The sequence below is a fragment of the Levilactobacillus senmaizukei DSM 21775 = NBRC 103853 genome (assembly GCF_001592085.1).
Lineage (GTDB): Bacteria > Bacillota > Bacilli > Lactobacillales > Lactobacillaceae > Levilactobacillus > Levilactobacillus senmaizukei.
Genome location: NZ_BCWD01000004.1, coordinates 80,900 through 95,397, shown reverse-complemented (window position 1 = coordinate 95,397; position 14,498 = coordinate 80,900). Strand labels below are relative to the sequence as shown.

Annotated in this window: 13 protein-coding genes and 1 tRNA gene; 6 read left to right on the top strand and 8 right to left on the bottom strand. The window is 50.2% G+C overall.

Features of this window, described 5'->3' with window-relative positions; translation table 11 throughout:
• Window positions 1-3: 3 nt before the first annotated feature.
• Together LSE01S_RS02645 and wecB are read right to left on the bottom strand one after the other, a co-directional pair.
• Window positions 4-855: a nuclease-related domain-containing protein gene (locus LSE01S_RS02645; protein WP_061776075.1), complete on the bottom strand. Its 852-nt coding sequence runs from the start codon at window positions 853-855 to the stop codon at window positions 4-6.
• Window positions 848-1,981, bottom strand: coding sequence for a non-hydrolyzing UDP-N-acetylglucosamine 2-epimerase (gene wecB, locus LSE01S_RS02640; RefSeq protein WP_156470451.1), 1,134 nt, complete (start codon window positions 1,979-1,981; stop codon window positions 848-850). Before wecB ends, LSE01S_RS02645 begins: the two co-directional genes overlap by 8 nt.
• A gap of 258 nt (window positions 1,982-2,239) precedes the next feature.
• On the opposite strand from wecB, the gene LSE01S_RS02635 reads away from it, so the two are divergent.
• Window positions 2,240-3,181, top strand: coding sequence for a glycosyltransferase family 2 protein (locus LSE01S_RS02635; RefSeq protein WP_061776074.1), 942 nt, complete (start codon window positions 2,240-2,242; stop codon window positions 3,179-3,181).
• 265 nt (window positions 3,182-3,446) lie between these two features.
• Here the strand turns inward: LSE01S_RS02635 and LSE01S_RS02630 are convergent, their stop codons facing one another.
• The 4 genes from LSE01S_RS02630 to LSE01S_RS02615 form a co-directional block, all read right to left on the bottom strand.
• Entirely contained in the window at window positions 3,447-3,899 is a 453-nt protein-coding gene (locus tag LSE01S_RS02630; RefSeq protein ID WP_061776073.1) for a universal stress protein, read from the bottom strand.
• A 151-nt stretch (window positions 3,900-4,050) separates the two neighbouring features.
• Window positions 4,051-4,123: transfer RNA gene (locus LSE01S_RS02625), tRNA-Arg, on the bottom strand.
• A 46-nt stretch (window positions 4,124-4,169) separates the two neighbouring features.
• Window positions 4,170-5,528: a DEAD/DEAH box helicase gene (locus LSE01S_RS02620; RefSeq protein ID WP_061776072.1), complete on the bottom strand. Its 1,359-nt coding sequence runs from the start codon at window positions 5,526-5,528 to the stop codon at window positions 4,170-4,172.
• An 11-nt stretch (window positions 5,529-5,539) separates the two neighbouring features.
• Window positions 5,540-6,544 carry a Gfo/Idh/MocA family protein gene (locus tag LSE01S_RS02615; protein WP_061776071.1) on the bottom strand — a complete coding sequence of 335 codons (1,005 nt, stop codon included), beginning with the start codon at window positions 6,542-6,544 and terminating at the stop codon, window positions 5,540-5,542.
• Window positions 6,545-6,706: 162 nt separating this feature from the next.
• Here LSE01S_RS02615 and LSE01S_RS02610 point away from each other — a divergent pair, with 162 nt between their 5' ends.
• A complete protein-coding gene (locus tag LSE01S_RS02610; protein WP_061776070.1) occupies window positions 6,707-7,075 on the top strand; it encodes a DUF4828 domain-containing protein in 369 nt (122 codons plus the stop codon).
• A 45-nt stretch (window positions 7,076-7,120) separates the two neighbouring features.
• On the opposite strand, the gene LSE01S_RS02605 is transcribed toward LSE01S_RS02610, so the two are convergent.
• A complete protein-coding gene (locus tag LSE01S_RS02605; protein ID WP_061776069.1) occupies window positions 7,121-7,882 on the bottom strand; it encodes a GH25 family lysozyme in 762 nt (253 codons plus the stop codon).
• 85 nt (window positions 7,883-7,967) lie between these two features.
• A complete protein-coding gene (locus LSE01S_RS02600; protein ID WP_501161644.1) occupies window positions 7,968-8,831 on the bottom strand; it encodes a MurR/RpiR family transcriptional regulator in 864 nt (287 codons plus the stop codon).
• A 142-nt stretch (window positions 8,832-8,973) separates the two neighbouring features.
• On the opposite strand from LSE01S_RS02600, the gene gnd reads away from it, so the two are divergent.
• The 4 genes from gnd (at window position 8,974) to LSE01S_RS02580 (ending at window position 14,416) form a co-directional block, all read left to right on the top strand.
• Complete coding sequence (gnd, locus tag LSE01S_RS02595; RefSeq protein WP_061776067.1) at window positions 8,974-9,879, top strand: phosphogluconate dehydrogenase (NAD(+)-dependent, decarboxylating); 906 nt, start codon at window positions 8,974-8,976, stop codon at window positions 9,877-9,879.
• A 29-nt stretch (window positions 9,880-9,908) separates the two neighbouring features.
• Window positions 9,909-11,456, top strand: coding sequence for a gluconokinase (gene gntK, locus LSE01S_RS02590; RefSeq protein WP_061776066.1), 1,548 nt, complete (start codon window positions 9,909-9,911; stop codon window positions 11,454-11,456).
• A 142-nt stretch (window positions 11,457-11,598) separates the two neighbouring features.
• Complete coding sequence (locus tag LSE01S_RS02585) at window positions 11,599-12,957, top strand: gluconate:H+ symporter (RefSeq protein ID WP_061776065.1); 1,359 nt, start codon at window positions 11,599-11,601, stop codon at window positions 12,955-12,957.
• Between the two features lie 127 nt (window positions 12,958-13,084).
• Complete coding sequence (locus tag LSE01S_RS02580) at window positions 13,085-14,416, top strand: APC family permease (RefSeq protein WP_082622298.1); 1,332 nt, start codon at window positions 13,085-13,087, stop codon at window positions 14,414-14,416.
• The last annotated feature ends 82 nt before the right edge of the window (window positions 14,417-14,498 follow it).

Below are 14,498 nucleotides of genomic sequence, written 5' to 3'. Positions count from 1 at the left end.
CGCTTAAAACGACCCGTAGTCCTCAGCGAACTTCAACGTACCGATCATTTTTTCTAGAGTTTTTCGGCTGAAACGTACCCGCTTGGCCTCACGAAAAGTTTCGATAAAGGTTTTCAAGTCATGGTAGTTACCAACGGCCGTACAGTTGTACGCATCGTTGGGATTCAACTTGGTTTTATTCCCCACAACCAACGAGTTGGTCCGTTCATAACGATCATAGTAGTTGTAATACACCAGAGGTTTAACAAAGTCGATCGTCCGGTCATTTTTGTTTTCTAACTTACGGTGCATCGTTAACTCACTGTTGATGTAACGAACCAACAGTTTGGAAGACAACTCGGCCTGCGTTGCCGGATTACTAATCCCGGTATGCAGCGTGATTGACCGTTGTCCGCGGCCCTCCTGTTCCAGGCTCATGGTATACCCTTGGATCAGAGACTCGTTCTCCTCAGACAGATTCGGCAAGAAGAACCGGTCTAGCTGTTTCGTCAACGTTTCCGCTGTGTCCTTCGACTGATGCTTCAGATTTACCGCGGAAAACTCATCCAGACTGGAAGAGAAAATTTCGTCCGACAGGTCATGGAAAATCATTCCCCGCCAGTATTTACTTTCGACGTTGATGACCCCAAAGGACGTCACCAATAGGTTATCAATCTGCATCACTCGCCAAGAGTCCCCATCATTCATCTCCTGGGTAATGGGATTCTTGACCTTATTGGCAAAATGAACATTTCGTAGAATCTTATAATCGAAACGTTCATTATTTTTGCGGGCCGCTTGATGAATATCCCGCATGATTTCTGATAATTGTTCTGTGGTCTTAATTTCGGCCCGGTCATACGCCGTCTCAGCCATTCAAATTGCCTCCATTGATTTTGTCTTCAATTGCCTTTAAGATTCTTTCAGCCGCGTGACCATCCCCATATGGGTTCTTAGCCTTAGCCATCTTCTGATAGGCCTGGTCATCATTCAGCAGGGTCTCCATGGCTGCCGTCACCTTGTCGGGATTGGTTCCCACTAGCTTCAGGGTCCCATTGGTGACACCCTCCGGCCGTTCTGTGGTATCGCGCAGTACCAATACCGGCTTACTTAGCGATGGTGCTTCCTCTTGAACCCCGCCAGAATCGGTCATGATAAAGTAGCTCCGCGCAGAGAGGTTGTGGAAGTCCACCACGTCCAGGGGATCGATCAGGTGAATCCGGTCCATGCCATCTAGCTCGGCGTGTGCGACCTTCTGAACGGCAGGACTCAAGTGAACGGGATAGATAACCTCGACGTCCGGATGCTGCTCAACCTCACGCCGTACGGCTTTCAACACGGCATGCATTGGCGCTCCCTGATTCTCGCGGCGATGCATGGTCAACAGAATCAGCCGATGTCCGGTTTGGACTTGGTCGAGCACCGCATGGTGATAATCGGGATCCACCGTCTGTGCCAAGGCATCGATGGCGGTATTACCGGTAATATAAATGTGGTCATCCGGATGGGCTTGCTTCAACAAGTTCTCACGTGAAAGTTCTGTCGGAGCGAAGTACAAATCACTCAAAATATCCGTTAATTGGCGATTCATCTCCTCCGGATATGGGGAATACTTATCCCAGGTCCGCAGACCGGCTTCCACATGCCCCAAAAGGGTCTGGTGATAAAAGGCACTGACACTCGCCGCAAAGGTGGTCGTCGTATCCCCATGCACCAGCACGATGTCCGGTGCCGCTTGGGTCAAGATGTCATCGAGCTGATTCAGCACTCGAGTCGTAATTCCGCTCAGAGTTTGATTGGGTCGCATGATGTTTAAGTCGTATTCTGGTTTGATATGGAAAATATCGAGCACCTGGTCTAACATCTCTCGGTGTTGCGCCGTGACCACAGTGATGGGCGTAAACTTATCTGGCTGTTGTTGCATGGCTAAAATGATCGGGGCCATCTTAATGGCCTCCGGACGGGTTCCAAACACCGTCATTACTTTAATCGGTTTCGTCACAATGTTCCCTCCAACGGAGAATTATTTAAGGTCAATTATAGCAGATGCTATTCGCTCATGTTATTATATCCGGTGATTCTTAGGAATTTCGCGCCGCTGTGATCAGTTTATTTCAGGCTGTCGCCAGTTCCTTTACCAACCAAACGCCATGAAACCCTGAACATTCGCCAACCTGGTACAGTAATGTAAAATAATTTTAATGGTCAATCATCTGAATTTGAGGTAAGATTAGAACGTTGTGTGAAAGGAATGTCAGTGATGAAAAAGCTTAGTCTGGTCGTTCCTTGCTATAACGAGGAGGAGTCAATTCCACTATTTTACCGAACCGTTAGCAATGTGATCGAGTCAATGAACACACCTACTCCGACGGTAACGCCGGAATATATTTTCGTAGATGATGGCTCGAGTGACCACACCTTAGACGAAATGAAAGAGTTACACCAGAGTCATCCGGAGACCGTCCACTTTCGCTCGTTCTCGCGAAACTTTGGGAAAGAATCGGCACTTGCTGCTGGATTACAAGCCACGACCGGGGATATGGTGGCAGTAATGGATGTCGATCTACAGGATCCACCGGAGTTGTTACCTAAAATGGTCAGCTTAATCGAAAATGATGGTTACGACTGCGTCGGAACCATTCAAAAGGAACGGCGCGGCCAAAGTAAGTTCCGAGCCTTCCTATCTTCTAGTTTCTACAGCGTCATCAACAAGATTTCCGAAGTTCGGATCGAGCCTAACGCGCGCGACTATCGGTTAATGACTCGGCAGTTCGTGGATACTGTCATTTCATTACCTGAATTCAACCGATTTTCCAAAGGGATCTTTAGCTGGGTGGGCTTCAAGACCACTTACCTAGAATACGAAAGTCAACCCCGCGCAGCCGGGACGACGCACTGGAGTATCAGTCAATTGTTCGCCTACTCAATTGAAGGCATCATCGACTTTTCAAACGTACCTTTACGGCTCGCAACCTGGATTGGGAGTTTATCTTTCATTCTTTCCATCGTCGGTCTCATCTTCGTCATTGTTCGCGCATTGACGGTAGGCGGGTCCGTAGCCGGTTGGCCGTCGCTTGTCGTTATCCTCTTATTAGTTGGTGGGATTCAATTATTCTGTTTAGGGATTTTGGGTCAGTACATCAATAAAATTTATCTGGAAACGAAACATCGGCCACAATATATCGTTCGCGAAGAAAAGTAAGCAAAGAAGCCATCGAGCCCATCAGCTCGATGGCTTTTTCTATGGTCAGGCTGTCCCCCACTGGTAAGGTTCCCGAAAAAATAACAACATTTTAACTTTCTTCGGCAGTTGTTTGTCCAACCGATCAGCTAAATCATTGGCCGTGCTGTGGTTGTGGCAACCCGAAAACGGCCATACCCCTATAATGATTTGCCAATTAACTCAATGATCGCGGGAACGGCTTCACCCCATACAAAAAAGGCAGCTTTACCAGCTGCCTGGGGTCCTAACGAACAATCATCACTGAAATTGGCGCATACTTGGCCATGTAGGCGGCCTGACTCCCAAAGTACTTGCGCACGCCACCCTTGGATAGTGAGCCCACCACCAGTAAGTCAGGCTTAACCTTAGGAATAATGGTTTTAACAATCGTTTCACCAGGGTCACCTTCGCCAATAACGATGCTGACCTGCTTGATACCAAAGCGTTCTGCCAGATGTTGATACTGTAACAAATGCTCCTGCAGGTCAGCCCGCTGGCCGTGCACGTAATCCTTACTCAGGGCTTGATAAATATTCATGGTGTCTGATTCCAGCACGGAACAAATGACCAGTTCTGCCTGGTCAAACTTAGCTCGGTTCATGGCATACCGAAAGGCTAACTGGGCATCGGGTGAATCATCCACCCCCACCAGAATTCGAGTGAATTTCTTAGGATTCATTGACTCCACGTCGTCCATTGCACATTCCTCCCTGTTCACTACCCTTATTATATAGGAATTGCCGCCGTTTAGGTATGGATAACCTTTAAAACCTCAAATGGTCCGTGCCGAGTGACCACCACCATTGCCCACTCAAAAAGGCCGAGACCTGGGTCTCGACCTTTAAAACTGTCCCCACCCGGACTCGAACCGGGATCATTCGCTTAGGAGGCGAGTGCCCTATCCAGTTGTGCTATGGGGACGTAATCCGCTCTTAATTTTGACACGGATTACAATAATTGTAAAGGATCATTCTGGTTGTTGGGCGTCCCGGTCACGCCACTTCTTCCGCATCCCTTTATTTTTGGAATGCCGGTTCTTATGTTTCTTCTTTTTACTAGGATTTGGCGTCACTGGAACCGCGGCCTTAGCCCTCGTCACCGATTTACCAGCTTTTTGGACCTTGGTTGCGGGTTGTGTCTCACCGCCAGCTACTGGTTTTTGGGCCGTTGCTGCTTGGTCGGTAGCTTGGGGTGCCGCTGCCTCGGGCTTAGCCGCAGCAACGGGTCGCTCCGTTGTTAACTTACGACCGCTGAAGTACAGTGGCACCAAATCGTAGTCCGTGTCCTTCAAAAGCTTCTTCAGATCACGCAGATCGTGGTCATCTCCCAGGCTAATGACCTGGCCCGGTTCACCCATGCGTCCGGTCCGGCCAACCCGGTGAACGTACTCATTCACCCCACTGGGCAGGTCATAGTTGATCACGGCGGGCAATTTGGGAATATCGAGTCCCCGGGCGGCCACATCCGTGGTCAGTAACAATCGCGTGCGCCCCAACCGGAAATCCTGTAGGGCCTTCTCCCGCTGCACCTGACGCAGATCACTCGTTAGGCTCGTTGCGGAAACGTGATCATGATAAAACTTAGTCGCCGTGTGTTGTAAGGCATTCGTTTGTTTGAAGAAGACCAGCGCCCGGAAGTTGGGGATTGCCAGGAGGCGTTTGAGCATTTGGTCACGCTTGCCCATACCCACCTGTAACAGGCCGTGACGAACCTGGCCCTGCGTCTGGTCTTCTGCCCGGACGTCGATTCGTTCCACGGCCTGACCAAACCATCGATCTAGTTCATGCAAAATGGGCGTGTCGGTCGCGGAAAAGAACCCGAGTTGAACATCCGCGGGGGCCGCCTGAGCAATCTCTCTAACCGTCGACAAGGTATCTCCGTTCAGGAGGTCATCCGCTTCATCGATGATCAACACAGAAACGAGATGTAGCTTGAGCTTCCGGTCACTGACCAGGTTCAAGACCCGACCCGGCGTCCCAACGACGACTTCTGGCCGCTTCTTCAAGCGTTCCGTTTGCCGTTTAACATTGGCTCCACCAGTCAACGCCACGACCTTCAGATCGAGTAGCTTGGCCCAATCACGCATGACCCGACTGGTCTGAATTGCCAACTCCTGGGAGGGCTCCAACACGATCAGCTGAATCCCATCCCCGGGCAGCAGGTTAGCTAGCGCTGGCAAGGTAAAGGCCACCGTCTTACCAGAACCGGTGGGCGCCAGTCCAAGCACGTTATGATCCCCAGCCATTGGCGCGTAGACGGCCGCTTGAATGGCCGTCGGTTCTGAATAACCGAGCGTCTTAAAATGTGTTTCAAATTGTTTTAGCATAGTTTTCCTTCCTATTCGTGGTCATCCGCCGGGAAACGCAGGTTCCCCGCGACCCGAAGACCATACAACACCTGGTTGACCTGTTGAGTCCAGTGCAACCACCGGTGGTAATCGGCAATATTGGTTTTCTCCGCGGGAGCATGAAGGACCCGTGCGAAGTCTTGAACCTCTGGTAACATTGGATTCTTTAATGGTTGAGCACTGAGGTCGGTCAGTTCTGTCCCGTCTTGACGCAGGCCCACCCGCGTCAATTCGCCAGCACTATCCATTTCAATGGTTTCCTTAAGCCCATAAATCTCCGAAGGGGCAGCGGAATTACTAGTTTTACCAAAGTTCACCGTGACATCGTAAGCCCCATAACGCAGAACAGCCACGCCCTTGCCATCCACGCCAGTTTGAATTAACGTCGGGAAGTAGGCGACATGGGCGGGTACTCCAAACAAAGCGACGGCTAGGTAGACGGGATAAACGCCCAAGTCCTGTAAGGCACCCCCTGAGAACTCACGAGTGAACACGTTAGGCGCTCCTCCCGCCAAGACTTGGTCATAGCGTGAGGAGTATTTCATGTAGGTCAACGATGCCCCCTGTACGGCTGGTAAGCCACCAAGGGCCCGTGCCACCGCATGAAAGTTTGGCGTGTGGACGTGACGTGCCGCTTCAAATAACTTAGCCTGCGGATGATCGGCCAGCGCTGCCATAATCGCTGCCATTTCCTGGGGGTTACTAAACGCCGGTTTTTCAACGATCACCGTGATGTCCTGGCGAATTGCCTGTAGCGCTTGATCGAAATGCAAACTGTTTGGCGACGCCAGATAAACCACATTCAGGCCGTCAATCGCCAACAGTTCTTGATAGTCCGTTACCACTCGTTCGGCATGATTCTTGTCAGCAAAGGCTTGCGCCTTATCCGCGCGTCGCGAGTACACACCGGCTAATTCAAAGCTCCCCGCCATTGCCGCTGCTTCGACCAACTGTTGGGTAATCCACCCCGTGCCAACCGTTCCTAATCGCAACATCCTCGATTCCTCCATTCAACGACTTTTAATCTATTTTAACAGTCACTTTCCCTTCGCGATAGCCCGACCTTAAAATTCCTTAAGGAACGGGGAGGTAACACGAGCATTTTCACAGAAAAATGTTATATTAAAGGAGATAAGCAATTCAAGGGAGGGATTATGGTGAAACGCAAAGAGATGGCATTATTTGGACTCTCGCTCGTGGCCGGACTGACTAGCGGCATGTCCTTACGGAAAGCAAAACCAACCCCCAAGAATGATTCGCCATTGTTCTACGTGGGAACCTGGCAGTTCACCGATCCGCACAACCAACGGCGACACCGACTCATTATCAGTCCCAGTCTTGACGTCGAGATCGATAACCACCCCCTCCACGTCCAGGTCAAGCACCTCAGCGAACAACAACTCACCTTTCAAGATAAATTTGGTTACCATTTGACTATTCATGCGAATGAACGGCGACCAATTTCATTCTTTGATGAAGCCGACGATTGTACCTACCCAATCGCTTCACCGACTGATAACGCCTAAAACAAAGCGCCCCTCACGATTATTACGTGACGGGCGCCTTTTATTTTATTGAGAAAAATTATCCCAGTCCGACTTACGACCGTTAAACACAGAAAAGCCCACCGTCTGGCCCTGACCATTTTGATTAATCGTCCCATTGGCTTGATACTCGACAAACTTGGCGTGATCGGCATGATCCCCTAACTCACCATCTGCAATCCAACAGGTTTGTTCAGGTAAGACCGGTTTAACAAACTGGTCCAGCACTGCCTGTTTGGCATAAATGACGACCCCTTGGCGGTAACGGGTCTTCAATAATCGTACCAGGCTTTCCAGTTTCTGACCTTGAGCGGCCATGTTGGGATTTTTATTATTATATTTATCATAATAACCGACGTTAATCATGATGGGAAGCGTCCCAGTATCATGCCCCGTGGTGGCGATAAAGTGTTGATACTGCTGCTGCGCCGAACTCGTGAAGCTAAAGGTATGGGTAACCCCAATCAGAATGTCGGCCCCCTGGGCGCGCGAATAGTTATCACTGTAATCATCATCCGTGTAAGTGGCACCCGACGTGGCCTGTAAATAAGCAAAGCGATAATGCTTGGCCAACGACTGAAAGTCTAGGTAGCCACTATCTTGGGTAATGGTGACCCCACGCACGGGATAATTGGCTAGCCGCTGTTGCTCGTAATGTTGCCAACGTTGCCACCCAAAAACACCTAAGCCAATGACGAGGCACGCCAACAACCAAAGACCCCAACGACGGGCCCGGCGATGCCGATGAAAGGTGTTGTCGTATATAGGTTGATAGTCTCGTCGCTTCACCGTCGGTCCCCGCTTCCCTAGTCAGTATGGTTTAGACTTCACGCCGGTTGGAACGCAAAATCACCTTACTATTATACCATGTCGACTAGGATTCGTGGCGAGTCTGTTCAATCACGTCGCGGACCCGGCGTAACACCCGTTCCGTTCGTGAGGAGATCCGTAGAACCGTCATCATAAAGAGACTGTCCAGAATCGTCAGTTGTGATAGCAGCGAATACATTCCCTCGGCACGATATTTGACCTCGTCAGTTAATGAAAGAAAGGTCACATCTGCCGCCTGTGCCAAGGGCGACCCACTATAACTGGTGATGGCGATGATCGCCACCCCGTTGCGTTCAAGTTCAGCCACAATCTTCAAGGTTTCTTGATTCCGACCGGAATGGGAAATGATAATCGCACAGTCCTGTTCGCCAAGCTTGGCGGCCTGCATCAGTTGTATATCGAAGTCGGGATGATAAATCACCGACAACGACGTTCGTAAAAACTTGTGGTAGCCATCCAACGCTGCGATCGATGAACCACCTAGGCCAAAGAAGGCGACCGTCTTAGCGTTGATAATCTTTAACACGGCCCGCGCCAGGTCCTTTTCATTTAGGGCTTCGTTCGTGGCCTCCAGCGAACTGATGGAGAAATGAAAGGTTTTATTGGCAATCGTTGCCAAAGAATCTCCCTCCGCTAGTTCGGGAAACGAGCTGGGGGCCGCCGGTTCATCAACACTACTGTGAACCAGAGACATCGTGAATTCACGATAATTAGCATACCCCAAGCGCTTGACCAGCCGAGACACCGTGGCCGTCGAGACCGCGGCAGCACTGGCCAACTCCTTAATCGTCATTTCACCCGCCGTAGCCGGCTGGTCCAAGACCAGTTCGGCTACTTTCTTTTCTGTGGGGGATAATTGATCATAACTTCCCCGAATCTGTCCAATCGTCGACCGTGCGATGACCAACGCCTCCCCTTTCATCGGTCACTTTTGACCGGTTTTTTCAGCTTTTGTAAATATTTTACAACATCACACTTGAAAAGTGAAACTTTTTTACATATAATAACCTTGTCAGAAAAAATAAGGTCTCGCAAAGGAGAAAGAATTTATGAAACTCGGATTGATTGGTTTAGGTAAGATGGGATTAAGCCTTGCTAAAAACGCTATGGATCACAACCACGAAATCGTCGGTTTTGATTTGAACAAAGACTTCGTCGACAAGGCCGTTGAGGCTGGTGCTGAAGGCGCAACTGATCTAGAAGACATGGTTGCTAAGTTACCTTCACCAAAGATCGTGTGGGTCATGGTACCTGCTGGCAAGCCAACGGATTCAACCATCGAATCTCTGAGTAACCTTTTAGGTAAGGGCGACATCTTAATTGATGGTGGGAACTCTTACTACAAGGACTCCCTGCGTCACAACGAGATTCTCAAGGCCAAGGGAATTGACTTCTTTGACTGTGGGACTTCCGGTGGCATGGAAGGCGCTCGTTCACACGGGAACTTCATGATCGGTGGCGACAATGCCGAGGCATTCGAAACTCTGCGTCCCCTTTACGAAGACATTTCCGAAAAGGACGGCTACCTTTACACCGGTCGTGCCGCTTCAGGTCATTACTTAAAGATGGTCCACAACGGGATCGAATACGGTGAAATGCAAGCCATCGCCGAAGGCTTCGAAGTTCTCGAAGCGTCCGACTTTGACTACGACAACGAAGCCGTTGCCAAGGTTTGGAGCCATGGTTCCGTTATCCGTGGCTGGCTCATGGAACTTGCTGAAGAAGCCTTCGCCGAAGATCCAGAATTAGACAAGATTGCTGGTCGGATGCACGCTTCCGGTGAAGGTCAATGGACCGTTCAAGAAGGTTTAGACAGCCACGTTCCAACGCCAGTCATCGCCTTATCATTGATGATGCGTTACCGTTCAATGCAAGACGACACCTTCACGGGTAAGGTTGTTTCCGCATTACGGAATGGTTTTGGTGGCCATGCCATGGACAAAGCCAACAAATAATAAGCGTTAACCAGGAAAGGAAGATCACGATGGATTACATGATTGGTGTCGACATTGGAACGACCAGTGTTAAGACAGTATTGTATGACACGGCAGGGAAAATGCAGGGGTACTCAAACAACCTCTACCCCCTCTACCAGGACGTTCCCGATACGGCCGAAGAAGATCCAGATGAAATCTTTTCTGGCATCATCGACGGCTTGACAACGGTCATGCGGAAAGCTGACTTAAAGAATGGTCAGATCCGCGGGGTTTCCTTTTCCGCTGCCATGCACAGTCTGATTTTGCTAGATGAGAACCACAAACCATTGACTCGGGCCATTACCTGGGCCGATAATCGGGCGGTTAAGTACGCCGATGAATTACGTGAGAACGGCTTGGGCAAACAACTTTACGAAAAGACTGGGACCCCAATTCACCCCATGACTCCGCTCAGCAAATTAATCTGGTTGCGCAACGAACAACCAGACCTGTTTAAGCAAGCCCGTTGGTTCGTTGGGATTAAAGAATACGTCCTATACAAACTCTTCGGTGTTTTACAAGAAGACTATTCAATCGCTAACGCCACCGGATTATTCAACATCTTCAACATGGACTGGGATGACCAGGCCTTGGAAGTTGCCGGTGTGACTCGCGACCAACTACCTAAGTTGGTTGACACGACCGATACGATTTCCGGTATGAGCAGCGACTATGCTGGCGTCATCGGCATGGACCCACAAACACCATTCATTATGGGGGCCTCGGATGGTCCTCTGGCTAACTTGGGGGTTAACGCTATCAAGCCAGGTGTCGTGGCCGTTACCATTGGGACGTCCGGTGCCGTTCGGGTTGTGACCGACAAGCCGAAGATTGACCCTAAGGGTCGGGTCTTCTGCTACTACCTTTCCAAGGACCACTGGGTTGTTGGTGGGCCAGTTAACAACGGTGGGATCGTCTTCCGTTGGGTCAGAGACCAGCTTTTCGCTCCTGAAAAACTGACTGCTGAACAACTCCAGATCGATTCCTACGACCTGTTAACCGAAATTGCTGCCAAGGTTCCTGCTGGTTCCGACGGTCTGATCTTCCACCCCTTCTTAGGTGGCGAACGGGCCCCTATCTGGGATGCCAATGCACGAGGGTCATTCTTCGGCCTTACTCGAACCCATTCACGGGCTCACATGGTCCGAGCTGCCTTGGAAGGCATTGTCTACAACCTCTACACCGTCATGTTGGCCTTGGAAGAAGTTGTTGGTAAGCCAACGAGCATTCAGGCAACCGGTGGCTTCGCCCGCTCCGAACTCTGGCGCCAAATGTTAGCCGACATCTTCGAACAAGACGTGACCATTCCAGAGAGTCCTGAAGGGACTGCCCTGGGGGCCGCCACGTTAGGGATGTACGCTTTAGGTATGATTGATGACCTCAGCGCCGTTAAGAACTTCATCGGGGTTGCTAACGTTCACCATCCTAACCCAGAAACCTTTGATGCCTACCGGGCCCTGGTTCCCATCTATATTCGTTTAAGTCGGCAATTACAGTCCGAATACAAGAATATCGCGGAGTACCAACGGACCCATGTGCATAAAACGACGAAGTAGTTTTACGCCTTTCACAGTTAGGTACCAAACTAAATCGTAGTCAAATCTTATTATTTAAAGTACAATGTGTTTACTTATTCCTGGGAAGCCAGCGCCTGTCGTTGGCTTTTCAAAATTTCATTGATGAAAGGGCTTACTGATTATGGAACTTATAGCTTTACTCATCGGGGTCATTTTCTTATTGGTCTTGATCATTCGCTTCAAGATCAACACGTTTGTCTCCCTGATTTTAACTTCTGTCCTAACGGCTATGCTGTTAGGCATGGACCTCACGAAAATTGCCACCACGATTGAAGCGGGGATTGGGAGCCAATTAGGCGAACTCTCGCTGGTCTTCGGTTTTGGTGCCATGTTAGGCCGGTTAGTTGCCGACGCCGGTGGGGCCTACATGATTGCCACGACACTGATTGACAAATTCGGGAAGCAACGCCTGCAACTTGCTATTATGCTGGCTTCATTCATTCTCGGGATCGCCCTCTTCTTCGAAGTTGGGATGGTTCTGTTAATTCCAATCGTCTTTGCCATCGCGGTTGAAGCCGAAGTACCAATCCTCTACTTAGGGATTTCCATGGCTGCCGCACTGTCCGTTACTCATGGGTTCTTACCTCCTCACCCCGCACCAGTTGCCATCGCCCAAGTCTTGGGTGCCAATGATGGTAAGGTCCTGCTCTTCGGTTTAGTTGTGGCGATTCCTGCTGCCATTATTGCCGGCCCATTGTTCACCAAGTTAGCCCAAAAGTTTGCGCCTAAGGCCTTTGAACAAAAGGGTAACTTGTCTTCATTGGGTGAAGTTAAGACCTTCAAGCCTTCCGAAGCCCCAAGCTTTGGCCTGTCCGTTTTGACTTCCCTCTTCCCCGTTATCTTGATGGCCATCACGACCATTTACAAGATGACGGTAGATGGTGGGGCAACACCTACCAAGAATGCCTCAATGTTAGATCAAATCGTTGCCTTAATTGGTGACCCAGCCATTGCGATGTTAATTTCTTTGATGGTGGCAATGTTCACCATGGGTTGGGGTCGTAAGCGTAAGACCGCTGACATTATGGCAACGTTGGAAAATGCTGTGAAGTCGATCGCCATGCTGCTGTTAGTTATCGGTGGTGGTGGAGCCTTTAAACAAGTCCTCATCGACGGTGGTGTTGGTAAGGAAGTTGCTAAGCTCTTCATTGACTCCAACATGTCCCCATTAATCTTAGGCTGGTTAGTCGCCGTTGTTCTCCGGGTCGCCTTAGGTTCCGCCACGGTTTCTGCATTGACCGCTGCCGGGATTGTAGCCCCATTGATGGCTGCCTCCGGTGTTGACCCTGCCCTGATGGTTTTAGCCATCGGTGCAGGTTCTCTGGCCGCATCTCACGTTAACGATGCCGGCTTCTGGATGTTCCGCGAATACTTTGACTTAACCGTTAAGCAAACGTTGAGCATTTGGACGGTCCTTGAAACGGTCATCTCGATCGTCGGGATTCTGATTGTGCTGTTACTAAACATGGCCTTCCACTAGATAGACCACGTCTTATATGAAACGAAGCGCCCCACCTTCATTGGTGCGGCGCTTTTTTTGATCATCTTCCCTGCCGACGTGCTATAATAGTTGAATCACTTTTAAGAGAGAAAAGAGGATTCAAGCTTTGGCTAAAGAACTCCGCCGGGAAATCGGCACCTTTACTGCACTCGCAACCGTGATGGGAACCGTGATCGGTGGTGGGGTCTTCTTCAAGACCGCCAGCGTTGTCGCCGCAAACCATTCGGCCAACATGACCTTACTGGCTTGGGTGCTTGGTGGACTCCTGACCATCTGTGCCGGCTTAACCAGTGCCGAGCTGGCCGCCGCTATTCCCCGAACGGGAGGAGCGATGCGCTACTTAGAATACGCTTACGGCAAACCAGTTGGCTTCCTAATGGGGTGGGCCCAGATTCTGGTCTACTATCCCGCTAACATTGCCGCGCTGTCCATCATTTTTGGCATTCAGTTCGTCAATCTGTTTCAATTGAACACAAGCTGGCAACTACCGATCGCCATTACTTGTGGCGTCAGTATCACCGCACTAAACTTTCTAGGCGCCCGCGTTGGTGGTGCTGTTCAAACCATCGCGCTAATCTTTAAACTAATCCCCATCGTGATCATCGTTGGTTTCGGTCTCTTTGCCCCGGCCGCCAACACACCCATCCCCATTTGGCCCATCGCTCCTGGACACCACCTGGGTTGGGGCACGGCATTTGCCTCTAGCTTATTGGCCACGATGTTTGCCTATGATGGCTGGATTAATATTGGAAATATTGCCGGTGAGATGAAACACCCCGAACGGGACTTACCACGGGCCATTATCCTAGGACTAGCCCTAATCACGGTCATTTATACCCTTGTCAACCTGGTCTTTCTAAAGACTTTACCGATTGAGGCCATCGCGGGTAACCAAAACACAGCTGCCGATGCCTCCATGCGGCTCTTTGGTCACCTTGGTGGCAAGCTCGTCACCATCGGGATTCTCATCTCGGTCTATGGCGCCATCAACGGCTACACCTTGACGGGAATGCGGGTGCCGTATGCGATGGCTAAGGAGGACAGTCTGCCCTTCTCTAAATACCTGAGTCGCCTGTCACAGTGGACTTCCGTGCCTTACATCGCCGGACTGGTTCAATTGGGCATTGCCCTCATCATGATGCTGATGGGTAATTTCGACTTATTGACTGATATGTTAGTCTTTGTCATGTGGGTCTTTAACTGTTTGATCTTCCTGGCGGTCTTCCGACTACGGCGGCGCGAACCGGAGCTACGGCGACCTTACCGGGTCCCATTCTTCCCCGTTATTCCGATCATTGCCCTCGTTGGGGGACTCTTCATTCTAATCACCACGATCATTACCGAAACTGGATTGGCCATGGCCGGTCTGGGACTAACCATCATTGGGTTACCGATTTATCGCTACCATCAACGACACACAACCACTAATGACCAATAAAAGAACCCCCAGAATTGGATTTTCTCCAATTCCGGGGGTTCTTTTATGTTCACGGCTTTTTTAGAACACTCCTCACACAAAC

Bases quoted from the DNA above. Each gene is read 5' to 3' on its own strand.
- LSE01S_RS02645 (WP_061776075.1), bottom strand. From the start codon at position 855: ATGGCTGAGACGGCGTATGACCGGGCCGAAATTAAGACCACAGAACAA.
- LSE01S_RS02635 (WP_061776074.1), top strand. From the start codon at position 2,240: ATGAAAAAGCTTAGTCTGGTCGTTCCTTGCTATAACGAGGAGGAGTCA.
- LSE01S_RS02630 (WP_061776073.1), bottom strand. From the start codon at position 3,899: ATGGACGACGTGGAGTCAATGAATCCTAAGAAATTCACTCGAATTCTG.
- LSE01S_RS02620 (WP_061776072.1), bottom strand. From the start codon at position 5,528: ATGCTAAAACAATTTGAAACACATTTTAAGACGCTCGGTTATTCAGAA.
- LSE01S_RS02615 (WP_061776071.1), bottom strand. From the start codon at position 6,544: ATGTTGCGATTAGGAACGGTTGGCACGGGGTGGATTACCCAACAGTTG.
- gnd (WP_061776067.1), top strand. From the start codon at position 8,974: ATGAAACTCGGATTGATTGGTTTAGGTAAGATGGGATTAAGCCTTGCT.
- gntK (WP_061776066.1), top strand. From the start codon at position 9,909: ATGGATTACATGATTGGTGTCGACATTGGAACGACCAGTGTTAAGACA.
- LSE01S_RS02585 (WP_061776065.1), top strand. From the start codon at position 11,599: ATGGAACTTATAGCTTTACTCATCGGGGTCATTTTCTTATTGGTCTTG.